This is a genomic window from Pseudomonas sp. SAR267, assembly GCF_052077595.1.
In the GTDB taxonomy this organism is placed as follows: Bacteria; Pseudomonadota; Gammaproteobacteria; order Pseudomonadales; family Pseudomonadaceae; genus Aquipseudomonas; species Aquipseudomonas vlassakiae.
Genome location: NZ_JBQIHU010000001.1, coordinates 1,051,097 through 1,072,333, shown reverse-complemented (window position 1 = coordinate 1,072,333; position 21,237 = coordinate 1,051,097). Strand labels below are relative to the sequence as shown.

The 21,237-nt window shown below is 63.9% G+C and carries 18 protein-coding genes and 3 pseudogenes; 13 read left to right on the top strand and 8 right to left on the bottom strand.

Annotated features, from left to right (window positions below):
* Positions 1–41 precede the first annotated feature (41 nt).
* A complete protein-coding gene (locus ACTORR_RS05360; protein ID WP_313365170.1) occupies positions 42–602 on the top strand; it encodes a fasciclin domain-containing protein in 561 nt (186 codons plus the stop codon).
* A 134-nt stretch (positions 603–736) separates the two neighbouring features.
* Here ACTORR_RS05360 and ACTORR_RS05355 read toward each other — a convergent pair.
* Positions 737–865, bottom strand: a pseudogene (locus ACTORR_RS05355) (pyocin activator PrtN family protein); the annotation flags it as partial.
* A gap of 94 nt (positions 866–959) precedes the next feature.
* Between ACTORR_RS05355 and ACTORR_RS05350 the strand changes: the two are divergent.
* Positions 960–1,585 (top strand): annotated as a pseudogene (locus ACTORR_RS05350) (IS5 family transposase).
* A gap of 161 nt (positions 1,586–1,746) precedes the next feature.
* Here the strand turns inward: ACTORR_RS05350 and ACTORR_RS05345 are convergent.
* Entirely contained in the window at positions 1,747–2,349 is a 603-nt protein-coding gene (locus ACTORR_RS05345) for a phosphatase PAP2 family protein (RefSeq protein WP_313365171.1), read from the bottom strand.
* A 151-nt stretch (positions 2,350–2,500) separates the two neighbouring features.
* Positions 2,501–4,255 (bottom strand): phosphoethanolamine transferase CptA, encoded by a 1,755-nt coding sequence (locus tag ACTORR_RS05340; RefSeq protein ID WP_313365172.1) that lies wholly within the window; start codon positions 4,253–4,255, stop codon positions 2,501–2,503.
* Positions 4,256–4,612: 357 nt separating this feature from the next.
* On the opposite strand from ACTORR_RS05340, the gene ACTORR_RS05335 reads away from it, so the two are divergent.
* From ACTORR_RS05335 to ACTORR_RS05295, 9 genes are all read left to right on the top strand, one after another.
* The gene (locus ACTORR_RS05335; RefSeq protein WP_313365173.1) at positions 4,613–5,212 is read left to right on the top strand and encodes a DUF2491 family protein; all 600 of its coding nucleotides are present in this window, start codon (positions 4,613–4,615) and stop codon (positions 5,210–5,212) included.
* 12 nt (positions 5,213–5,224) lie between these two features.
* The gene (locus tag ACTORR_RS05330) at positions 5,225–5,650 is read left to right on the top strand and encodes a DUF350 domain-containing protein (protein WP_054883523.1); all 426 of its coding nucleotides are present in this window, start codon (positions 5,225–5,227) and stop codon (positions 5,648–5,650) included.
* Between the two features lie 16 nt (positions 5,651–5,666).
* The gene (locus tag ACTORR_RS05325; RefSeq protein ID WP_313365174.1) at positions 5,667–6,401 is read left to right on the top strand and encodes a DUF1190 domain-containing protein; all 735 of its coding nucleotides are present in this window, start codon (positions 5,667–5,669) and stop codon (positions 6,399–6,401) included.
* Between the two features lie 2 nt (positions 6,402–6,403).
* Positions 6,404–7,561 (top strand): glutathionylspermidine synthase family protein, encoded by a 1,158-nt coding sequence (locus tag ACTORR_RS05320; protein WP_441343573.1) that lies wholly within the window; start codon positions 6,404–6,406, stop codon positions 7,559–7,561.
* A gap of 256 nt (positions 7,562–7,817) precedes the next feature.
* Positions 7,818–8,300, top strand: a complete 483-nt coding sequence (locus ACTORR_RS05315; protein WP_313365175.1) for a formate dehydrogenase subunit gamma — start codon at positions 7,818–7,820, stop codon at positions 8,298–8,300.
* Positions 8,294–9,853: a formate dehydrogenase beta subunit gene (locus ACTORR_RS05310; RefSeq protein ID WP_313365176.1), complete on the top strand. Its 1,560-nt coding sequence runs from the start codon at positions 8,294–8,296 to the stop codon at positions 9,851–9,853. Before ACTORR_RS05315 ends, ACTORR_RS05310 begins: the two co-directional genes overlap by 7 nt.
* Entirely contained in the window at positions 9,850–12,720 is a 2,871-nt protein-coding gene (gene fdhF / locus ACTORR_RS05305) for a formate dehydrogenase subunit alpha (RefSeq protein WP_212632627.1), read from the top strand. The genes ACTORR_RS05310 and fdhF overlap by 4 nt, the downstream gene beginning before the upstream one ends.
* Positions 12,717–12,920, top strand: a complete 204-nt coding sequence (locus tag ACTORR_RS05300; RefSeq protein ID WP_313365177.1) for a formate dehydrogenase subunit delta — start codon at positions 12,717–12,719, stop codon at positions 12,918–12,920. The genes fdhF and ACTORR_RS05300 overlap by 4 nt, the downstream gene beginning before the upstream one ends.
* Before the next feature lie 199 nt (positions 12,921–13,119).
* A complete protein-coding gene (locus ACTORR_RS05295; protein ID WP_313365178.1) occupies positions 13,120–14,925 on the top strand; it encodes an ABC transporter ATP-binding protein/permease in 1,806 nt (601 codons plus the stop codon).
* 121 nt (positions 14,926–15,046) lie between these two features.
* Here the strand turns inward: ACTORR_RS05295 and ACTORR_RS05290 are convergent, their stop codons facing one another.
* The gene (locus tag ACTORR_RS05290) at positions 15,047–15,751 is read right to left on the bottom strand and encodes an SOS response-associated peptidase family protein (RefSeq protein ID WP_441343572.1); all 705 of its coding nucleotides are present in this window, start codon (positions 15,749–15,751) and stop codon (positions 15,047–15,049) included.
* A 200-nt stretch (positions 15,752–15,951) separates the two neighbouring features.
* On the opposite strand from ACTORR_RS05290, the pseudogene ACTORR_RS05285 reads away from it, so the two are divergent.
* Positions 15,952–16,280, top strand: a pseudogene (locus ACTORR_RS05285) (LexA family protein).
* On the opposite strand, the gene ACTORR_RS05280 reads toward ACTORR_RS05285, so the two are convergent.
* From ACTORR_RS05280 to ACTORR_RS05270, 3 genes are all read right to left on the bottom strand, one after another.
* A complete protein-coding gene (locus tag ACTORR_RS05280) occupies positions 16,277–17,479 on the bottom strand; it encodes an MFS transporter (protein WP_313364969.1) in 1,203 nt (400 codons plus the stop codon). The pseudogene ACTORR_RS05285 and the gene ACTORR_RS05280 overlap by 4 nt on opposite strands.
* Before the next feature lie 235 nt (positions 17,480–17,714).
* Complete coding sequence (locus ACTORR_RS05275) at positions 17,715–18,998, bottom strand: arsenic transporter (RefSeq protein ID WP_054883534.1); 1,284 nt, start codon at positions 18,996–18,998, stop codon at positions 17,715–17,717.
* Between the two features lie 155 nt (positions 18,999–19,153).
* Positions 19,154–19,729 carry a biliverdin-producing heme oxygenase gene (locus tag ACTORR_RS05270; protein ID WP_054883535.1) on the bottom strand — a complete coding sequence of 192 codons (576 nt, stop codon included), beginning with the start codon at positions 19,727–19,729 and terminating at the stop codon, positions 19,154–19,156.
* A 140-nt stretch (positions 19,730–19,869) separates the two neighbouring features.
* Here ACTORR_RS05270 and ACTORR_RS05265 point away from each other — a divergent pair, with 140 nt between their 5' ends.
* A complete protein-coding gene (locus ACTORR_RS05265) occupies positions 19,870–20,409 on the top strand; it encodes a histidine phosphatase family protein (protein WP_313364972.1) in 540 nt (179 codons plus the stop codon).
* Positions 20,410–20,428: 19 nt separating this feature from the next.
* Here ACTORR_RS05265 and ACTORR_RS05260 read toward each other — a convergent pair whose 3' ends face one another.
* The gene (locus ACTORR_RS05260) at positions 20,429–21,214 is read right to left on the bottom strand and encodes a sulfite exporter TauE/SafE family protein (protein WP_176506190.1); all 786 of its coding nucleotides are present in this window, start codon (positions 21,212–21,214) and stop codon (positions 20,429–20,431) included.
* Positions 21,215–21,237: the final 23 nt, after the last annotated feature.

Here is a 21,237-nt window from a genome sequence, read left to right as displayed (position 1 = left end):
CTCACCTTCATCCGAAGGCCAAAGAATCGAGGAGACGCATCATGCTTACCTTTGTTCAACGTATTACCGCGACCTGCCTAGTCGCCCTCTGCCTGACGGCATCCCCTAGCTTCGCCGCCAGCCCGCTTATGGTCGGCGGTGCGCCGATGTACCCCAACAATACCATTGTCGAAAACGCGGTGAACTCCAAAGACCACACCACGCTGGTGGCGGCTGTCAAAGCAGCGGGTCTGGTGGACACCCTCAACAGTAAAGGTCCCTTCACTGTCTTTGCACCGACCAACGAAGCCTTCGCCAAGCTACCTGCTGGTACAGTCGACACCTTGGTGAAACCTGAGCACAAAGCGGATCTGACCAAGATACTGACCTACCACGTTGTGTCCGGCACCCTCACTGCCAAGCAATTGATGACCGAGGCCAAGGCACACGGCGGCAAGATCATGCTGAAAACCGTCCAGGGTGAACCTCTAACCGTCATGCTACATGGCAGCCAGCTTTGGGTGATGGACGCGAAAGGTGGTAAGGCCGCGGTCACCATCGCCGATGTAATGCAGGCCAATGGCGTGATTCATGTGGTCGATACGGTGTTGATGCCGAAGTAGCGTTGTCGACCATGGCGGACATTCTGGCGATGTCCGCCATGGGTCGTTAGCTGCCCTCGCCAAAGGCAGGTCCGGGTTAATCGTCGACGATGTCGACGGCCACCGGCACCTTGCCGGCGAGGTGCAATCCCCGATTATCCGGCCCGAAGCGTCTTGTTCAATTGCGCACATTCCTTGAGGGCAGCCTCTCGCTGTTGATCCACGTATTGCGCCAGATCGGCAATACGAATGCCTCGTGCGCTCTTTTGGCTTGTTTCGAGCCTAGGCTCTGTCTGAAATCCCAAGAAACTCAAATGTGGCCGTGGAACCGTTTGGGTTCTGTACAGTAGCCGACCATCTACGGAAAGGAATTCTGTAATGGCAAAGCGGTACGAACTCTCGGATCAAGCGTGGGCAGTAGTCGCCGATCTCTTCACGGCAGCCCACGTTAGGGGGCAGGCCCCCGCAGCAGTGATCGCTTGATGCTCAATGGTGTGCTCTGGGTGCTCTGCTCAGGAGCAGCCTGGCGAGATATGCCAGAGCGTTTCGGGTCTTGGGCGACGGTCTATCACCGCTTCCGAGTCTGGCGAAATCGCGGAACGTTCGATCAAATGCTCAGACGATTGCACCTCAGGCTCAATGACAAAGGCTTGATCGATCCCCGCACCTGGATGATCGATTCGACTGCTGTTAGAACAACCCGTGCTTCATCTGGAGCGCGGAAAAAAGGGGGGCTGACGAGCCTGCCGATCACGCTCTAGGCCGCAGCCGTGGCGGCCTGACAACCAAAATCCACATGCTCGAAGCCCAAGCCTGGCTTACCCAGACTGTTCGACCGGCCCAAATACCGACAGCGCAACATCATCGAATGCATGTTTGGTTGGCTGAAAGAGAAGCGCCGAATCGTCACGCGCTTCCACAAGCTCGCAAAAAGTTATGCCGCGATGGTCTCGCTAGCTTGTGTCTTGCGGTGTATGCGACGGCTTTTTTCAGGCAGAGCCTAGGACATTGGTTTCTAGGGCAACGATCGAAACAAGGAAAAAGGCCGATGGCGTGGTCAGTGTCCTCGCCGGATCGGCCTTCAGGAAGAGCTGCCCTAGTTTACCAAGAGTGGCAAGCGCGTGCCTGCCGACAGCCAGGATGGCGACGCAATGTCGGTTTTACCTCAGCCCCGCAGCCAACCCGCCCTGATCGGCACCGCCATCAGGCTGCGATAGCACCGTTCCGCCAGTTCGGTGACAGGCCGGCCAATACGCTGCCAGACAGGCGAGAACCCTGTGTAAACCAATAGCGAGACCATCATCGCGCCTAGCATGTCGAGCGGGAAGTGCACCCCAAGGAACACCCGCGCCCAGGCGACGCTGAGCCCGGTCAGCAGGATGATCGCGCCCCAACCCGACAAGCCGTCGAGCAGTAGGGTCAAGCCGATGCAGCCGAACACGGTCATGTGGTCGCTCGGGAACGACGAATCAGGTGCATGCAGCATCCACGTGTGCCCCAACCCGATCATGAATGGCCGTGGATGCGGCCAGACCGCCCAGATCAGCTGGTTGACGACCAACGCAATCACTGTAATCAGCGTCGCCTTGAGCACCAGCCTGCGTTCGCCACGATGCCCCCACAACCAGAACCCCATCATCAGCACGGGAAGCAGAAAGATCAGTCCCTTGGCTATACCGATGGCGAGCAGTATCAGCCAGTGCGGCGTGTCACTGCCGGCGTTGATCAGCAGGAAGAGGGAGCGGTTGAATGCTTCGAGTTCGCCCATGGTGTGTTTTCCCCGCCGTGTGTTCTGCCGCTGTGTTGATATCAAGTAAAGCTGCTGGCATGCGTTGCGCAGCGACTGGACAAAGAAAAGGCCGATGGCATGTCAGAGACCTCGCCATCGGCCTTCAGAGCGGTGGGTAGCCGTCCGCTCGTTACTGCTGGGAATTGGCCGCAGTCTGCTGAGCCTGCCCCGCCGTGTCCTGCGGCAGCTGGTCGAACTCATGCAACCCATCCTTGCGGTACGGGTCGCCAATCCAGCGCGGCATTGGCGTGAACTGCGTGCTCACCAGGCTCTTGGCCGGCTCGTACCGGTCGTAGCTCAACCCTGCCAGGTCCGACAGCGTATGAATCAGGTGCGAGCTGCTGTAGGCACGGTTGGCCATCGACTGCAGGTCACGCGGGTGCTCGGCCTGCCAGCTCGGTGATGTCCACAGCAGGAACGGCACGGTGTACATCGGCCGGGTTGGCGCGCCTTCGTTGCGGCCCAGGCGGTCGTGGTTGCCGGAGCTGTAGACGTCTTCGCCGTGGTCGGACAGGTACAGCAAGAAGCCGTTGGGCGTGGTCGCCGAATACTGTTTGATCAGGCTCGACACCACGAAATCGTTATAGCGCACGGCATTGTCGTAGAAGTTGTAGGTTTCTACCTGGTCATCGGTCAGTGCAGCCGGCGCGCCTTTGCGATCAGTGAAGTGCTGGTAGGCATCCGGGTACCGGTAGCGGTAGTCCATGTGCGTGCCCAGCAGGTGGACGATGATGAACTTCTTCGGCGCCGGGTCTTTGAGGGCCTTATCGAACGGTGGCAGTACCACTTCGTCGTACTGGCTGGCGTTCTGGTTGCGCTGGTTGTTCAGGTACACCTGCTCGTCCGTCTGCTGCGAGAACGTGGTGAGCATGGTGTTGCGCTTGGTCATGGTCTGCTGGTTGGTGATCCAGAAGGTCTTGTAGCCTGCCTGTTTCATCAGGTTGATCAGCGACGGGTCGGTGAGGAAGCGGTCGGGGTGTTCCTCGTCGCCAAAGGTGAGGATTTGCTGCATCACCTCGATGGTGTAGGGGCGCGGGGTCACCACGTTGCGGAATACGGTCAGGCTCTTGTCGGCGGCCAGGGCATCCAGGTTGGGGGTGGTGTCGCGGTTGTAGCCGTACAGGTGCATGTGTTCGCGGGTAGTCGACTCGCCAAGTACCAGCACCAGGGTGCGCGGGGCGTCGCCGCTGCTGTCCTGCAGGTTCTGCAGGGGCGGCAGGGCAGCGTTCTGGGCCAGCAGTTTCTGCATGTTGTTCAGCTGCTGCAGGTACTGACGGTAACCGACCACCAGCTGCCAGGGCACGGCAGGCTCCATGCGTTGCTGCACTTTTTCCACGGCGTCGGCGAAATTGCGTTCCTGGGTGACCATCTGCTTGTAGAACGGCAGCACCAGGTTGACGACCAGCAACAGCACCACCACCGGGATGCGGCTGCGCAGGCGCAGGGTGACCGGGCGCACGCGGGTCCACAGCAGCACGGCGCCCACGGTGTAGGCCAGCAGGCCGAGCATCAGGCCAATGCTGAAGTACTGGCTGAAGTATTCGCCCGCTTCGGCGGTGTTCGACTCGAACATCACGAAGATGACGCTTTGCGAGAATTCCTGGTGGTAGATGCCGAAGTAGCTCAAACCCACCAGCGAGGCGGCCCACAACACCACGCCGATCACGGCGGCGAGGGTGCGGGTGAGGCGTGGCAGCAGCAGGACCGGGACGAACCACAGGGTGCTGAGGAACAGGGCATCGCGGAAGCCAGCGAAACCGGTGGTACCGCTGAACAGCAGCAACGCCTGGGTGACGCCGGAGAAATACCAGAAGAACAGCAGGAGCCAGCCCAGGCCGGCCCAGTCCACGCGCTTGGATGTGGATGGGGATGCGGTGTTTGCCACGTGTGCCTCGTAACCATGGCGGCAGCCAGAAAAGGGGGCTGCCGGAAAGGCAGAGACGCTAGAGGGCGGATCGTGAAAATTACGTTAACGGAGTATGGAAAAAGTCTTAACGAATCGTTGCTCAAGACCTACTCCCACCGGCATCGTGAATGGTCTGAAGCGCTGTGCAAGGCTCAGGGCGCTGTCGCTTGGGCTGCGCAGCACGCTGGGGCATCGCCGGCAAACCGGCGCCCAGGCCAGTAGTTACACCACATTTCCAGCGAAAAGAATGCTCACACCGTCAGTATTGGCCCAGGTATTGAAACCCGTTAAGGTGTCGCCCCCAGCAAGGAACGCCGCGACCCCAGGGAGTAATTGATGTCGCTTTTCAATCGGGCCAGCCCGCCTTTCGACCTGCGTTTTGGCAGTACCTTCACGCCTGCTCCAACGCTTGAGCCGTTGCTCGACGGTTACTCTGAACTTCAGCTCCCCGGCCCGGAAACGGTATGGGCCTGCGGCGAGGTCGACCTTGGCCAGTCCGTACGCCTTTTGCGTTATTACCTGGACGACGAAGATTACTGGCTGCAGGTGCTGATGCACGGCAGCCAGCCGGGCGATACCGTGCTGTTCGGCTACCACAGCGCCATTGCCGTGCGCGACGATGCGCACCGGCAGGCGCTGGTTGGCTGCCTGTCCAAGGTCGGCCTGCCGATCTACACGCACGAAGGCTGCCTCTACTCCCGCCAATGGGGCCAGGCTCAAGGGCAGGCTGAACTGGTCCCGTTCCTTGAGCAGGTGGTCAGCCCGCAGGCGCGCTATGGCGTCCAGCACCTGTCGATGCTTTATGCCCGCGACACGGGCCTGCCCGACCGTCGCGAATTTCTGCTGTTTTCCCTCGAAGAAGATGAGCACGGTGCGCTCACCTTCACCACCTCGCTGGGTGTCACCCTGTTCCCCACGGACTTCAACGTAACCTGACAAGGATTCACCATGCTCGACGCGCTTCGCCTGTCACTCAATGCTTCGGCGGTGACCGGTTTCATTCTCTATATCAGTGTGGCGCTGCTGCTGTTCTGGCTGTTCCAGTTCATCTACACGCGCATTACGCCCCACCGCGAGTTTTCGCTGATCCGCGAAAACAATCCGGCGGCGGCCATCGCCCTCGGGGGCTCGCTGATCGGTTTCTCGCTGCCAGCCAGCAACATCATCGCCTACAGCGTGAGCATCCTTGACTTCGTCGCCTGGGTGGTGATCGCAGCCGTGGTGCAGTTGCTCGCCTTCGGCCTCACCAGCCTGGTGCTGCGCGACCTGTCCAGGCGCATCGCCAAGGGTGAACTGGCTGCGGCCATATACGCGGCCAGCGTGGCAATCAGCGTGGGCTTCCTCAACTCGGCCTGCATGACGCCGGCGGCCTGACATGCAAGGAGCCCCCATGAAGCCCCCTGTTCGACGCAGCTCCGTCAAGCTGGTGCTGGCCGGTTCGCTGCCACTGGCGCTGACCGCTTGCGGCCCGCAGGAAGAGCTGTACACGGTCACCCAGCAAAGCAATTACGACAGCGTTGCCGCCTGCGTCGCCGACCAGGTGCCGGAACCCGCCTGCAACGATGCCTTCAAGCGGGCGCTGGCGGATTACAAGCGCAATGCACCGACATTTTTCACCCAGGCGGAGTGCGAGGCGCAGTTCACCCCGGACGGTTGCCAGATCACCGTTGGTGGGCGCTACATGCCGCGCATGAGTGGCTTCGAGCTGCAGACCAGCGCTGAGGTGACGCAGTCTCAGCTCGACGCGGGCTATGCTCAGGGCGGTGGCTATGGCCATGTGGCCACCGCCGCAGTGGCTGGCATGCTGCTTGCGCAGATGGGCAACAGCGCCAGCCGTCACTACAACGCGCAACCGTTGTATGCCTACCGCGACGGTACAGGCCAGCGGCACGGCTTGCTTGGCCAGCGTTACGGTGCCACGGGTGGCGGTATTCAGCGGGTGAAGCAGGACGAAGAGAGCAACAGCTCATCGAGTGGCGGAGGGGGTGGTGGCGGCTACGGCGGCTCAAGCCGCAACGAGTCGCGTTCGGCGACTTCAGCCTCGGTCACGCGTGGTGGCTTTGGCAGCCAGGCCACTGCGCGCAGTGGCTGGGGCGGCAGATCCGGCAGTTTCTTCGGGGGCTAGGCATGCGCAAGGTCGAACTGGCGGAGCGTCCCGACTGGCGCACGACAGCCCTGCGCGAGGGCTTTGCCTTTCACACGATCGACGGTGAGCGTTACTGGGACGAGCGTGGGTACTATCAATTCAGCGAGGCCCAGGTGATGCATGACCTGCACGCCCCGACCGCAGAGCTGCACGCGATGTGTCTGGACGCGGTAGGGCGCATCGTCGAAAGCGAAGCGCTGATGGCGCGCCTGGCAATCCCGCCAGCCTTCTTCGACCTGGTACGCCGCTCATGGCTGGAGGGGCAGGCGCACCTCTACGGGCGCTTCGACTTCAGCTACGACGGCAAAGGCCCGGCGAAGTTGATCGAGGCCAATTACGACACGCCCACCTCACTGTACGAAGCCGCAGCATTTCAGTTGATCTGGCTGGAGGAGCAGCTTCAGCGCGGCGTTCTGCCCGCCGAGGCGAGCCAGTTCAATACCCTGGCCGAAGACCTGGTCCAGGCATTTGCAGCGATGCCTGGGCATGCAGATTTCTATTTTTCGACCATCTCCGGTTCGCTGGAGGACCGTGGTACCACCGACTTCCTGCGCAAGATGGCCGAGCATGCCGGCATCCGTACCCGGCATATCGACCTGGAAGACATCGGCCTGGACGGCGATGGCCGCTTCGTCGACCTGCAGGGGCGGGCGATTGCACGGCTGTTCAAGCTGCATGCCTGGGAGCACATGTTCCACGAGGACTTCGGCCAGGCGATTGGCGGGTGCGACACGCAGTTCGTCGAGCCGCCCTGGAAGGCGTTGATTTCCAACAAAGGCATTCTGCCGTTGCTTTGGCAATGGCATGAAGGCCACCCGAACCTGCTCCCGGCGTTTGTCGACCACAGCCCGCACCTGCCGGTGCCCAAGGGCTGGGTACGCAAACCGTATTTCTCGCGGGAAGGGGCCAACGTGGATATCCGCACTGCCGAGGGGGAGCGGGTTTTCGAGGACGGCCCATACGATGATGCGCCTTACATCCTGCAGGGTTCTGCTCCGCTGCCGAAGTTTGGCGACAGCTATACCCTGATCGGGTCCTGGGTGGTTGGGGGCAGGGCTTCGGGGATCGGCATCCGCGAGGATGATTCGTTGATAACCAAGGACAGTTCACGGTTCCTGCCTCATGTGGTGATTGGCTGAGAGGCCAGCAAACACCTGCAAGAATCCTGAGGTCGGTTTCAGGATGCGCCTGGTCGCTCGCACGCAACCTAACGGCGTCACAACTGCCATGCTTGTGGGATGCCCATGAGCCCAGTGCGCGCAGACGCACGGCCATCGGCAAGGAGGCCACCGCGCCCACGCCACCGTGACGTGGCCGGTGTGCCGCAGCAGAACACGCCGGATACCTGCCCTTCACAATAATTCAGGCAGGGTCCGTGATGCCGAGGTCCGCTGTATGCCTGATGAACTGCTTCACCTGCCGGTAATCCAGAACATCCTGACCCGCGAGAAGGACGCTCCCGGCGCGCTGTTGCCGATCCTTCACGCCATCCAGGACGCTGTCGGTTTCGTCCCCGAAGCTGCTGTTCCTGAAATCGCCCATGCCCTTAACCTCAGCCTCGCCGAGGTGCGCGGGGTGATCAGCTTCTATCACGACTTCCGCACCTCACCGCCTGCCCGTCACACCCTGCGCCTGTGTCGCGCCGAATCGTGCCAGAGCCGTGGCAGCGAAGCCCTGGCTGCGCAGCTGCGCGAACAGCTGGCGCTGGATGACCATGGCACCAGCGCCGACGGTGCCATCAGCCTGCGCCCGGTGTACTGCCTGGGCGCTTGCGCCTGCTCGCCGGCGCTGGAGCTGGATGGCCAGGTGCATGCAAGGCTTACCCCTGAGCGCCTGCGGGCGTTGGTGAACGGTTGCCTGGAGGGTGAAACATGCTGAAGTTGTGCATTCCCTGTGACTCGGTCGCCCGCGCAGTCGGTGCCGATGAGGTCGCCGATGCAATCCAGGCCGAGGCCGCGCGCCGCCAGTTGCCCGTCGATATTCAACGCACCAGTTCGCGTGGCCTGTATTGGCTGGAGCCGCTGCTGGAGTACGAAAGCAGCGAAGGGCGCCAGGGCTTCGGCCCGGTCAGCCCGGCAGACGTGCCGTCGCTGCTTGACGCCCTGGCGGGTGAACCCGGCGGCCATTCGCTGGCGCTGGGCCCGGTCGAAGCAATCCCTTACCTGAAAACCCAGCAGCGCCTGCTGTTCGCCCGCGCGGGCATCACCCGCCCGTTGTCGCTGGACGACTACCGTGCCCACGGCGGTTTCAAGGGCCTGGAAACGGCGGTGGCGATGGACGGCGCCGCCGTGGTCGCCACCGTGCTCGACTCCGGCCTGCGCGGCCGTGGCGGCGCGGCGTTCCCGGCCGGCATCAAGTGGCGCACCGTGCGCGAGGCCAGTGCAGCGCAAAAGTACGTGGTGTGTAACGCCGATGAAGGCGATTCTGGCACCTTCGCTGACCGCATGCTGATGGAGGGCGACCCCTTCCTGCTGATCGAAGGCATGATCATCGCCGGCCTTGCCGTCGGGGCCGACAAAGGCTACATCTATGTGCGCTCGGAGTATCCCGACGCCATCCGCGTGCTCAACCAGGCCTTTGCCATCGCCCGCGACGCCGGTTATCTGGGCAGCGACGTGGCCGGCAGCGGCCAGGCTTTCGACCTGGAAGTACGGGTGGGTGCCGGTGCCTATATCTGCGGCGAGGAAACCGCGCTGCTCGAATCCATCGAAGGCAAACGCGGCATCGTCCGCGCCAAGCCGCCGTTGCCCGCGCTCGAAGGCCTGTTCGGCCTGCCGACGCTGGTGCACAACGTGCTTACCCTGGCCTCGGTGCCGACCATCCTGGCCGAGGGCGCGGCGTTCTACCGTGATTTCGGCATGGGCCGCTCGCTGGGCACCATGCCGTTCCAGCTGGCCGGCAACATCCGCAACGGTGGCCTGGTGGAGCGCGCTTTCGGCCTGACCCTGCGCGAACTGGTGGAAGGCTACGGCGGCGGCACCGCCAGCGGCCGGCCGCTCAAGGCCGCCCAGGTCGGCGGCCCGCTCGGCGCCTGGGTGCCGCCCAGCCACTTCGATACGCCGCTGGACTACGAGGCCTTCGCCGCCATGGGCGCGATGCTCGGCCATGGTGGCGTGGTGGTGGCCGACGATACACTGAACATGGCCAGCATGGCGCGCTTTGCCCTGCAGTTCTGCGCCGAGGAATCCTGCGGCAAATGCACCCCGTGCCGGATCGGCTCGACCCGTGGCATGGAGGTGGTCGACCGGCTGATTGCGAGCAGCGACTTCACCGAGCGCCATGACCAGGCGCTGCTGCTGCGCGACCTCTGCGACACCATGCAGTACGGCTCGCTGTGCGCCATGGGCGGCATGACCGCCTACCCGGTGGCCAGCGCCCTCAAGTACTTCCCCGCCGATTTCGGGCTGACCACCACGGAGGCCGCACAGTGATCAACTATTTCGATCCAGAGACCGACCTGGGCACGCCAGCGCGTGACAGCGACGTGCAGGTCAGCCTGAACATCGATGGCCGCAGCATCAGCGTGCCGGCCGGCACCTCGGTGATGCGCGCCGCCGCCATGCTTGGCACCAGCATCCCCAAGCTGTGCGCCACCGACAGCCTCGAAGCCTTCGGCTCGTGCCGCATGTGCATGGTGGAAATCGACGGCATGCGTGGCTACCCGGCCTCGTGCACCACGCCGGTCAGCGAGGGCATGGTCGTGCGCACGCAAACCCCGCGCCTGGCCGACCTGCGCCGCAATGTGATGGAGCTGTACATCTCCGACCACCCGCTGGATTGCCTGACCTGCTCGGCCAACGGCAACTGCGAACTGCAGACCGTTGCCGGCCAGGTCGGTCTGCGCGAGGTGCGCTACGGCTATGACGGCGCCAACCACCTGGCGGAGAAGAAGGACACCTCCAACCCGTATTTCGACTACGAACCCAGCAAGTGCATCGTCTGCAGCCGCTGCGTGCGTGCCTGCGAAGACATCCAGGGCACCTTCGCCCTGACCATCACCGGGCGCGGTTTCGAGTCGCGGGTAGCGGCAGCCGGTGGCGACAACTTCCTGGCCTCCGAATGCGTGTCGTGTGGCGCCTGCGTGCAGGCCTGCCCGACGGCGACCCTCACTGAGAAGAGCCTGGTCCAGCTTGGCCAGCCCGAGCGTGCGGTGATCACCACCTGCGCCTATTGCGGTGTTGGCTGCTCGTTCCGCGCCGAGATGAAGGGCGACCAGCTGGTGCGTATGGTCCCGGACAAGAATGGCGGCGCCAACCACGGCCACGCCTGCGTCAAGGGCCGCTTCGCCTGGGGCTATGCCACCCACCCCGATCGCATCACCAGGCCGATGATCCGCAAGCGCCTGGAAGACCCATGGCAGGAAGTCAGCTGGGATGAGGCGGTCACCTACGCCGCCAGCGAGTTCCGCCGCATCCAGCTCAAGTACGGGCGGGATTCCATCGGCGGCATCACCTCCAGCCGCTGCACCAACGAAGAAGCCTACCTGGTGCAAAAGCTGGTGCGCACGGCGTTCGGCAACAACAACGTCGACACCTGCGCCCGGGTTTGCCATTCGCCGACCGGCTATGGCCTGAAGCAGACCCTGGGTGAGTCGGCTGGCACCCAGAGCTTCGATTCGGTGATGCAGGCCGATGTGATCCTGGTGATCGGCGCCAACCCAACCGACGCCCACCCGGTATTTGGCTCGCAGCTCAAGCGCCGCCTGCGCCAAGGCGCACGGCTGATCGTCATCGACCCAAGGCGCATCGACCTGGTCGACTCGCCCCACGCCCGCGCCGAACTGCACCTGCAGCTGCGCCCCGGTACCAACGTGGCCATGCTCAATGCCCTGGCCCATGTGATCGTCAGCGAGGGGCTGCTGGCCCAGACGTTCATCGACGCCCGCTGCGAAACCGAGGACTTTGCCCGCTGGCGTGACTTCGTCAGCCTGCCGGAAAACGCCCCGGAAGCCCTGGGGCCCGTATGCGGTGTGCCCGCCGAGCAGATCCGCCGTGCCGCCCGGTTGTACGCCACCGGTGGCAACGCGGCGATCTACTACGGCCTGGGGGTGACCGAACACAGCCAGGGCAGCACCGCAGTCATGGGCATCGCCAACCTGGCCATGGCCACCGGCAACATCGGCCGCGAAGGGGTAGGGGTGAACCCGCTGCGTGGGCAGAACAACGTGCAGGGCTCGTGCGACATGGGGTCGTTCCCCCACGAGCTGCCGGGCTACCGGCATATCTCCAACGAGGGGGTGCGGGCCGAGTTCGAGCAGGCGTGGGGCGTGACCTTGCAGCCCGATCCGGGCCTGCGTATTCCCAACATGTTCGAAGCGGCGCTCGATGGCAGTTTCAAGGCGCTGTACTGCCAGGGCGAGGACATCGCCCAGAGCGACCCCAACACCCAGCATGTCACCGCTGCCCTGCGCGCCATGGAATGTGTGGTGGTGCAGGACATCTTCCTCAACGAGACGGCCAAGTTTGCCCATGTGTTCCTGCCGGGCAGCTCGTTCCTCGAGAAGGACGGCACCTTCACCAACGCCGAGCGGCGCATCTCGCGGGTGCGCAAGGTCATGGAACCGCTCGCCGGCAAGGCCGACTGGGAGGCTACCGTGGCCTTGGCCAATGCCCTGGGCTATCCGATGGACTACCGCCATCCGTCCGAGATCATGGACGAGATCGCCCGCCTGACCCCGAGCTTCCACCGCGTCAGTTATGCCGAGATCGACCGCCACGGCAGCCTGCAATGGCCGTGCAACGACGCCGCCCCGGACGGCACCCCGACCATGCACATCGAGCAGTTCGTGCGCGGCAAGGGGCGTTTCATGCTTACCGGTTATGTGCCCACCGACGAGAGGGTCAACAGCCGTTACCCGTTGCTGCTGACCACCGGACGCATCCTCAGCCAGTACAACGTCGGCGCCCAGACCCGGCGCACCAGCAACACCGCGTGGCACGATGCCGACCGGCTGGAGATCCACCCCGACGACGCTGAAAGCCGCGGCATCCATGACGGCGATTGGGTCGGCATCGGCAGCCGTGCAGGGCAGACTGTGCTGCGTGCCAAGGTCAGCACGCGGGTGGCCCCGGGGGTGGTGTACACCACCTTCCATTTCCCCGAGTCCGGTGCCAACGTAATCACCACCGACAACTCCGACTGGGCCACCAACTGCCCGGAATACAAGGTCACGGCGGTGGAAGTGGTGAAGGTGTTCCACCCATCGGAATGGCAGAAGCGCTATCAGGACTTCAGTGACCAACAGCGGCGTCTGCTCAAGGAGCGCCGCACACAGGAACAAGCCGAGGTGCGCCGATGAGCAGTGACAACCTGGTCAAGATGGCCAACCAGATTGCCCACTACTTCGACAGCGAGCCAAACCGGGCGCAGGCGGTGCAGGGCGTGAGGCAGCATCTGCAAAGCTTCTGGACGCCGGCGATGCGCCGGCAGTTGGGGGAGTGGATTGCCGAGCATGGCCAGGAAGGGCTGGATGCCAAGGTGGTAGAGGCCCTGGCCTAGCGCCTGTCTGTTCCGGCCTCTTCGCGGGCTCGCCCGTCCCCACAGGTGTAGCACCGACTTCAAGGCCGGTGATATCCCTGTGGGAGCGGGCAAGCCCGCGAAGAGGCCGGCACAGGCAAAATGAAATGTCCGTCATTTATGCAAGACGAATCCCGCCGCAATGCTACGCTCGCGGAAACCCTCGTCACGGATATCTTCTATGGACATGAACTGGCACCAGGCCCTGCAAGAGAGCCTGAGCTGGCTTGCAATCGCCTCGTTCATCACCCTCATCGGCTTCACCGCTGCTGCTTTCCTGGCCGTGCGCTACACGCGCTGGGGCAGCCAGTTCTGGCAGCTGGCGGGGCCTTACTTCACCTTCCGCCGCAGCTGGCGCCCGCTGCTGGTGTTCGGCCTGCTGCTGGTGCTGACGCTGTTCTCGGTGCGCCTGAACGTGCTGTTCTCGTTCTGGTACAACGGCTTCTACAGCGCCCTGCAGGCTCTCGACCAGACGGCCTTCTGGTACCTGCTGGGGGTGTTCGCGGTGCTGGCCACCATCCATGTGCTGCGTTCGCTGTTCACCTTCTACGTGACCCAGGCGTTCAGCATTCAATGGCGGGTGTGGCTGACCGAGCGCCTGACCGGCGACTGGATGAAAGGCGATGCCTATTACCGCGGCCGTTTCCTCGCCGAGCCGGTGGACAACCCTGACCAGCGTATCGAACTGGACGTCAGCGCGTTCGTCACCCATTCTGTTTCGCTGGCCCTGGGCGCGGTCAGCGCGCTGGTTTCGCTGGTGGCCTTTACCGGCATCCTCTGGGGCCTGTCGGCGCCGCTGACGGTGGCGGGGTACGAGATACCCCGGGCGATGGTGTTTGCGGTGTATATCTATGTGCTGATCGCCACCTGGATTGCCTTCCGCCTCGGCCGGCCGTTGATCCGCCTGAATTTCCTCAATGAAAAACTCACGGCGAACTTCCGTTATGCGCTGATGCGCCTGCGCGAGAACGCCGAGAACATTGCCTTCTACCAGGGCGCTGCGGTCGAACGGGCAACCTTGCTCGGGCGCTTCGGCGCACTGATCGGCAACGTCTGGGCGCTGGTGTTCCGAAACCTGAAGTTCAGCGGTTTCAACCTCGGCGTCAGCCAGGTGGCGGTGGTGTTCCCGTTCATCCTGCAGGCGCCACGCTTTTTCAGCGGGGCGATCAAGCTCGGTGACGTGATGCAGACCTCCCAGGCGTTCGGCCAGGTGCAGGATTCGCTGTCATTCTTCCGTGAGTCCTACGACACCTTTGCCCAGTACCGCGCCACCCTCGACCGTTTGACCGGCTTCCTCAATGCCAACGACCAGGCCAGTGCGCTGCCACGGGTGCTGACCGAAGACCAGCCACGCGCCCTGGATATCATTGGCCTGCAGGTGCTGCGCCCGGACGGGCATGCGCTGATTGCCGACCTCGACCTGCGCCTGCAGGGCGGCCAGGCGCTGCTGATCAAAGGGCCGTCGGGCAGCGGCAAGACCACCTTGCTGCGCGCCTTGGCAGGCCTGTGGCCGTATGCCGAGGGCGAAGTCCGGCGGCCGTTGGGGACCCAGGCGTTGTTCCTGTCGCAGCGGCCTTACCTGCCGCTGGGCGACTTGCGTACCGCCATTGCCTACCCGGCCGACAGCCAGCCGGAGGATGAAGCGCGCATGCAGCAGGCCCTGCGCGAGGTCAACCTGGCGCACCTGGCCGAGCGGCTGGCGGTGAGTTGCGACTGGTCGAACATTCTCTCGGTCGGTGAACAGCAACGCCTGGCGTTTGCCCGGGTACTGTTCAACCGGCCGCAGGTGGTGTTCCTCGACGAATCCACCTCGGCGATGGACGAAGGGCTGGAGCATGCGATGTATGCGCTGTTGCGTAAGGAGATGCCCGAGACCTTGCTGGTGAGCGTGGGGCATCGCAGCACCTTGGCCGACTTCCATACCCACCGGCTGGAAGTGGATGGGCAAGGCGGCTGGTCGCTGCGCCAGCAGGAGGTTCTGGTTTAGCCAGTGCTGGCCTCTTCGCGGGCATGCCCGCTCCCGCAGGTGGTGCACAGATCTGGAGTTCTGCGCTGTATCTGTGGGAGCGGACGCGCCCGCGAAGAGGCCATCACAGGCATCAAAAACTTCAAGGCTGATGCTCGGCATCCAGCATGACGATCAGCTCAGCCCCTTCATTGCGCACATTCCCCACCTCCTTGCCCACCGCAAACCACTCGAACGCCGCCACCGGCAAGCACTGCTCCCGCGCCAGGCGCTCGGCCTCCTCGGCAGGTACCTCGGGGTCAATCCAGGCTCGCGCATGCTCCGGGCTCAGCACCAGGGGCCGGCGGTCGTGGATATCGACCATCCCCGCATCGCTGGCGGCGGTGATGATCACGAAGCCATCCCCTTCGTTAGGCTCCTGCCCGGCACGCACCTCGGCCAGTGCCGCCATGAACATCGGGGCCTGGTTTTTCAGGCGAATGAAATAGGGTTGTTTACGCTCGGGGTCATGCGGGTCAGCCACCCACTCGTACCAGCCGTCAGCCATTACCAAAGCCCGCCCTTGCGGCCAAAGGGCCTTGAACAACTTGCCGGAGGTCACCGTCTCGACCCGCGCGTTGATCGGTGCCGGCCGCTTGCCCGTGGCCCAGAACGGCGCCCAACCCCAATGGCAGGGGGCGATGCGCAGGCCCTCGGTGGCCTGATGCAGGATCAGCACGCGGCTGCCGGGGGCGACGTTGTAGCGGCCGATCGGCACGTTGTCGGACCCGCTGATCACGTCCTGTTCGGCGTCCAGTTCACGCAGGTAGTCGGCCAGGCCCTGGTACTGGGCGAAGCGTCCACACATGGCATCTACCCCCACTTGTCGAAATATCCTGCGGCGAAATTGACCGGATACCTGCTACGGCGTTTACTGTATATGCATACAGCTAAACATCAAGGCCGTCGCATGACTTTCTTCCTGGCTCCCATCACGGGGGCCAGTGTGCCGTGCCGCGCTATCTGTTCCGTGTTCCGGCGGGCTTTGCGTCACCTGCCGCCGACCACATGGAGCAGCCCATCTCGCTGGACGAGCTGCCCAACCTGCGGGCACCGCACATTTATCTGGTCAGGATAGACGGCGACAGCCTGCAAGGTGCCGGCATATTTGATTGCGACCTGGTGCTCGTCGACCGTTCGATAGAGGCGCGCCATGGCCATATCGTGATTGCCGCAGTCAACGGCGAGCCGCCGTGCAAGCGGCTGCAGTACGTCGCCGGGCAAGTGCTGCTGCGCTCGGAAACCCGCGCTATGCGCCACGCTACCTCATGGAGGGTGACGACTTCATGATCTGGGGCGTGGGGACGTTCAGTTTGCGCAGCCATGACCCGGCTTAGCGCAGCAGCATCACTCCGACGAGGGTGGCGCCGGCAAAACCCGCCCCGACCAGGAAGGTCGCCTGGAACCCGGCGCCATCCCACAGCAGCCCGGCCACCACACTGGCGCCCAGCAGTGCCACCCCAGTCAGCAAGTTGAACAGGCCGAACGCGGTGCCACGCAGGCTGGCCGGTGCACGGTCGGCAATCAGCGCGGCGAAGATGCCCTGGGTGAACCCCAGGTGCAGGCCCCAGGCGGCAACCCCGAGCGCCAGCCCGGCCCAGCCTGGCAACAGGGCCAGCAACAGGTCAGCGGCGATCAGCAGGCCCAGTCCTGTCATCAGCACGCCACGGCGGCCGACGCGGTCTGACAGCGCGCCGGCCGGGTAGGCCGACAGCGAATAGGCCAGGGCCATGAGCACCAGCACCGCGGGCGCCCACAAAGGCGCCAGGCCCATATCCTGGGCGCGCAGCAGCAGGAAAGCCTCGCTGAACCGGGCCAGTGTGAACAGCATGGCCAGGCCGCTCAGGCGCCAGTAGGCCGGGCCCAGGCGCGCCAGTTCATGCCATGCCAGCGGCGAGCGCACCGGCCGCGCGCTGGGTGCTGTCTCGGGCTCACGGACGAAGGCAACGAGAATGTACACGGCGACGAACGCCGGGATCACCGCCACCCAGAACACCGTCTGGAAATGGCTCGCCGTCAGCCACATCAGCCCGATCGCCAGCAACGGGCCGAGGAAAGCCCCCACGGTGTCCAGCGCCTGGCGCAGGCCGAATGCCGCGCCACGCAGTTCGGCCGGCGTCACATCGGCGACCAGCGCATCGCGCGGGGCGCCGCGGATACCCTTGCCGATGCGGTCGACGAAGCGCGCCGCAGTCAGCCACTCCAGGCCGGAGGCCAGCGGGAACACTGGCTTGGTCAACGCGCCCAGGCCATAGCCCAGCACCGTCAGCAGCTTGCGCTTGCCGAGGCGGTCGCTGAGTGCGCCTGAGAACACCTTGGTGATCGACGCGGTGGCCTCGGCGATACCCTCGATGAAGCCAACGGCGACCACTGACGTACCGAGCACGGTGACCATGTACAGCGGCAGCAGGGCGTGGATCATTTCCGAGGAGATGTCCATGAACATCGACACGAAACCCAGCGCCCAGACGCTACGAGGGATCTTCGGCAGGGCCTTGGCGGTGCTGCCTTGTTCGGACTTTTCGGCACTGTGCATCGGGAGCCTCGATGGAGTTGTCACAGCTCGAAACTGTAGGACCGCGTGCGCAGGATGCAAATTGGATGAGTGGCTGGAGGCATCGGCAAGGCGTTGTGATTAACTGTATGTAGATACAGTATTGATGATATTTGCAATGAAGCCCGCAACGTACGCCCATCGTCGTGCTCAGCAACGACGGCTGTGTCGTCGCTCGCGGTGCCGAGGCCAAGCCTGTCCGGTATGCCCGGCGATCTCAAATGCTCAGCCGCACTGCCAGCGCCGCCAAGGTCACCAGCAGCACCGGCACTGTAAGCAGCACGCCAACCTTGAAGTAATACCCCCAGCCAATCGTCACTCCCTTGCGCGCCAGCACATGCAGCCAGAGCAAGGTCGCCAGGCTGCCGATCGGCGTAATCTTCGGCCCCAGGTCGCAGCCGATCACGTTGGCGTAGATCATTGCCTCGCGGACCACGCCGTGCGCCTCGCTGGCGTGGATCGACAGTGCGCCGATCAGCACGCTGGGCAGGTTGTTCATCACCGAGGACAGCAGCGCGGCAATCAGCCCGGTTCCCAGTGATGCCGCCCACAGGCCATGCCCGGCCAGGCCATTGAGCACGTGGGTCAGCGAGTCGGTCAGGCCGGCATTGCGCAGCCCGTATACCACCAGGTACATGCCCAGCGAGAACACCACGATGTGCCACGGCGCCTCACGCAGCACGCGGCGGGTCATGATGACGTGGCCGCGCGCAGCCACCGCGAACAGCACCAGCGCCCCCGCAGTGGACACGGCGCTGACCGGAATGCCGAGCGGCTCCAGCACGAACAACCCGGCCAGCAGGCCCACAAGCACTACCCAGCCGACGCGGAAGGTAGCGCGATCGCGGATGGCCAGGGCCGGTAGCTTGAGGTCCTCGGCAGTGTATCGGGCCGGGATGTCACGGCGAAAATACAACCCCAGCACCAGCAGCGTGGCCGCCACCGCCACCAGGTTCACCGGCACCATCACCGACGCGTAGGCATTGAAACCGAGGCCGAAGTAGTCAGCTGAAACAATGTTCACCAGGTTCGACACGACCAACGGCAGGCTGGCGGTGTCGGCAATGAAACCGGCACCCATGACGAAGGCGAGGGTCGCTGCGGGGGAGAAACGCAGGGCCAGCAGCATCGACATGACGATCGGGGTGAGGATCAGCGCTGCCCCGTCATTGGCGAACAATGCCGACACCGCAGCCCCCAGCAGCACCATGAAGGCGAACAGCCTGCGCCCGTCGCCGCGCGCCCAACGTGCCACGTGCAGCGCTGTCCATTCGAAGAAACCCGCCTCATCCAGCAACAGGCTGATGACGATCAGGGCGATGAAGGTGCCGGTGGCGTTCCAGATGATCGCCCATACGGTGGGGATGTCCTGCACTGAGACCACCCCGAACAACAGCGCCAGCACGGCGCCAAGGCTGGCGCTCCAGCCGACGCCGAGGCCCTTGGGCTGCCAGATGACCAGGGTCAGGGTGAACAGGAAGATCAGTGCGGCTGGGAGCATGGGCAAGGGATTCGTTGAGGGAGAGGGTCGACGTGAAGCGTCTGTGGGTTGTACCTGAAATCGTACCTTTCAACTACAAGGATCTGACCGGCCAATGGATGGCCAGGGTCGCTCGCGAGCATGCTGAAGACGCCGGTCAGGGCAAGCGGCAGTCGCTAGTGCAAGACACCGCGATGGTCCAGCCACGCTTCGAAGCGGGTAAAGGTGTCGATGGCGGCCTGCATGGTAGCGGCCTGTTCTGCAGCCGGTGCCCGGCCAAGCCGCTCCAGGAAGCTTCGCCAGTAGCTGCCGGTCCGTTCGCCATACACGTCGAGAAAGGCTGCACCGCTGTCGTGGCCGATGCCCAGGCGCTCGGCCATCGCCCGCTTGAGCACCTGGCCACCCAGGGTCGAACCCTCCAGCACGTACATAACACCCAGCGCGCTGGCCTCGTCGTGGATGGCCGGCAGTGCCTGGCACAGCGGCAGGGCGCCGATGTCGGCTTCGCTCAGGCCCAAGGCCAGCAGGTCGCGGGCCAAGGTTGGGGCCTTGTGGCGCTCTCGTCCCTGGTAATCGCTCAAGCGATGTTCCAGGGGAAAGTGAAAACCGTAGTAGGCCTGCAGCAGGCGCCGATAGTCAGCGCTATCGAAGCTGGGGCTGAAGAACGGCAGGCGCGCCTCCAGCAGCTTGTGGCAGTCACGGGTGCCTTGGCGCAGGGCAAGTAGCAAAGGGCTGGGCGTAGTGGTGGGCATCGATCTGGCTCTGGTGGCATTTCGCCTAGGTAGGAGTGGCGATGCTAACTCGACGTTCCGCCCTGGCGTGACTTTGTTGCGGTAAAAAAGTGGCTGGCATGTTAAACCAGTCGGCCTGACTTTCAATGAAGAACGCCTTGGTGAAAGCCGTACGCCTGACCTTGCTCTGCCATGCCCTGACCCCGGCCCAGAAAAGCGGGCGCCTGGCGCAGCCCGACGACGGCATTTTGCCTTCGGCCCTCGAGTCCTTGGCGTCTACTCCCGGCATGCAGCTGCTGGCTGCGCCTGAGCGGCGCGCGCAGGAGACGGCGCTGTGCCTCTCGTCGCTGGTGCAGTGCGTACCGGCATTGGCCGATTGCGCCCTTGGCCATTGGCAGGGTTTGCCACTCAAACAGTTGCAGGCCGAGCAGCCTCAGGCGTTGGCGCTGTGGCTCGCCGACCCGCTCAGTGCGCCCCCTGGCGGTGAGTCGTTTGCGCAGGTGTGCGAACGTGTAAAGGCATGGTTGACGGCCTTCGACGGGCCGGGTGAGTGGCTGGCGGTCACTCACCCGTGGGCGATCCGCGCCGCACTGGTGGCGGTGCTGGAATGCCCGCTGGCTGCCGCGCAGCGGATCGATGTGCTGCCGTTGTCGCGGGTCGAGTTGAGCTTTGCCGGGCAGTGGCGCTTGCGTCTGGATTGAGCAAGCGCCGGTTGCCAGGTCAGAACACCAGCTTGTAGCCGATCAGCAGCAACATGGTCGCCAGGCAAGGGCGCAGGACGCGATCGGAGATGCGCCCGGTGAGGTGGCTGCCAAGGTAGATGCCCGGCAGCGAGCCCAGCAGCAGGTAACCCAGCAGCGACCAGTCCATGTTGCCCATGCCGGCATGGCCGATACCGGCAACCAGGGTCAGGGGGACGGCATGGGCGATTTCGGTGCCAACCAGGCGACGGGTGGCCAGGAAGGGGTAGAGCAGGAACAGCGCCACGGTACCCAGGGCGCCGGCACCGATCGAGGTCAGGGTGACCATGACGCCCAGCAGTACGCCGGTCAGCACAGTGAGAACGTTCAGGCTGCGGTCGCTGAGGTGATAGTGGTCACCTGCATGACGGCTGGCGAACGCTTGCAGGCGGGATTTGAACAGGATTGCCAGGGCGGTGAGGATCAGCACCACCGCCAGGCCCTGCTTGATAATGGCGTTCAGCGCCGTGGTGTCGGTGTGCAGGGTGCTGAGGAACCACAGGGTCAGGGCTGCCGCCGGGACGCTACCGAGGCTGAGCAGGCCGGTGATCTTCCAGTCGATGTTCTTCTGCCGGGCATGCACCCAGACGCCACTGCCCTTGGTGATCGCCGCATACAACAAGTCGGTGCCTACGGCAGTCGCCGGGTTGATGCCGAACCACAGCAGGATCGGGGTCATCAGTGAGCCACCACCGACGCCGGTCATGCCGACGATGAAACCCACAACCAGTCCGGCAATGGTGAAACCGAAAGAACCTACATCCATACGCTACTCGACTGCCCAGCTTT

Coding starts and splice junctions, on each gene's coding strand:
- ACTORR_RS05295 (WP_313365178.1), top strand. CDS start 13,120: ATGGACATGAACTGGCACCAGGCCCTGCAAGAGAGCCTGAGCTGGCTT.
- ACTORR_RS05335 (WP_313365173.1), top strand. CDS start 4,613: ATGTCGCTTTTCAATCGGGCCAGCCCGCCTTTCGACCTGCGTTTTGGC.
- ACTORR_RS05270 (WP_054883535.1), bottom strand. CDS start 19,729: ATGCCCACCACTACGCCCAGCCCTTTGCTACTTGCCCTGCGCCAAGGC.
- ACTORR_RS05330 (WP_054883523.1), top strand. CDS start 5,225: ATGCTCGACGCGCTTCGCCTGTCACTCAATGCTTCGGCGGTGACCGGT.
- ACTORR_RS05320 (WP_441343573.1), top strand. CDS start 6,404: ATGCGCAAGGTCGAACTGGCGGAGCGTCCCGACTGGCGCACGACAGCC.
- ACTORR_RS05315 (WP_313365175.1), top strand. CDS start 7,818: ATGCCTGATGAACTGCTTCACCTGCCGGTAATCCAGAACATCCTGACC.
- ACTORR_RS05325 (WP_313365174.1), top strand. CDS start 5,667: ATGAAGCCCCCTGTTCGACGCAGCTCCGTCAAGCTGGTGCTGGCCGGT.
- ACTORR_RS05280 (WP_313364969.1), bottom strand. CDS start 17,479: ATGCACAGTGCCGAAAAGTCCGAACAAGGCAGCACCGCCAAGGCCCTG.
- ACTORR_RS05290 (WP_441343572.1), bottom strand. CDS start 15,751: ATGTGTGGACGCTTCGCCCAGTACCAGGGCCTGGCCGACTACCTGCGT.
- ACTORR_RS05310 (WP_313365176.1), top strand. CDS start 8,294: ATGCTGAAGTTGTGCATTCCCTGTGACTCGGTCGCCCGCGCAGTCGGT.
- ACTORR_RS05360 (WP_313365170.1), top strand. CDS start 42: ATGCTTACCTTTGTTCAACGTATTACCGCGACCTGCCTAGTCGCCCTC.
- ACTORR_RS05260 (WP_176506190.1), bottom strand. CDS start 21,214: ATGGATGTAGGTTCTTTCGGTTTCACCATTGCCGGACTGGTTGTGGGT.
- ACTORR_RS05345 (WP_313365171.1), bottom strand. CDS start 2,349: ATGGGCGAACTCGAAGCATTCAACCGCTCCCTCTTCCTGCTGATCAAC.
- ACTORR_RS05275 (WP_054883534.1), bottom strand. CDS start 18,998: ATGCTCCCAGCCGCACTGATCTTCCTGTTCACCCTGACCCTGGTCATC.
- ACTORR_RS05300 (WP_313365177.1), top strand. CDS start 12,717: ATGAGCAGTGACAACCTGGTCAAGATGGCCAACCAGATTGCCCACTAC.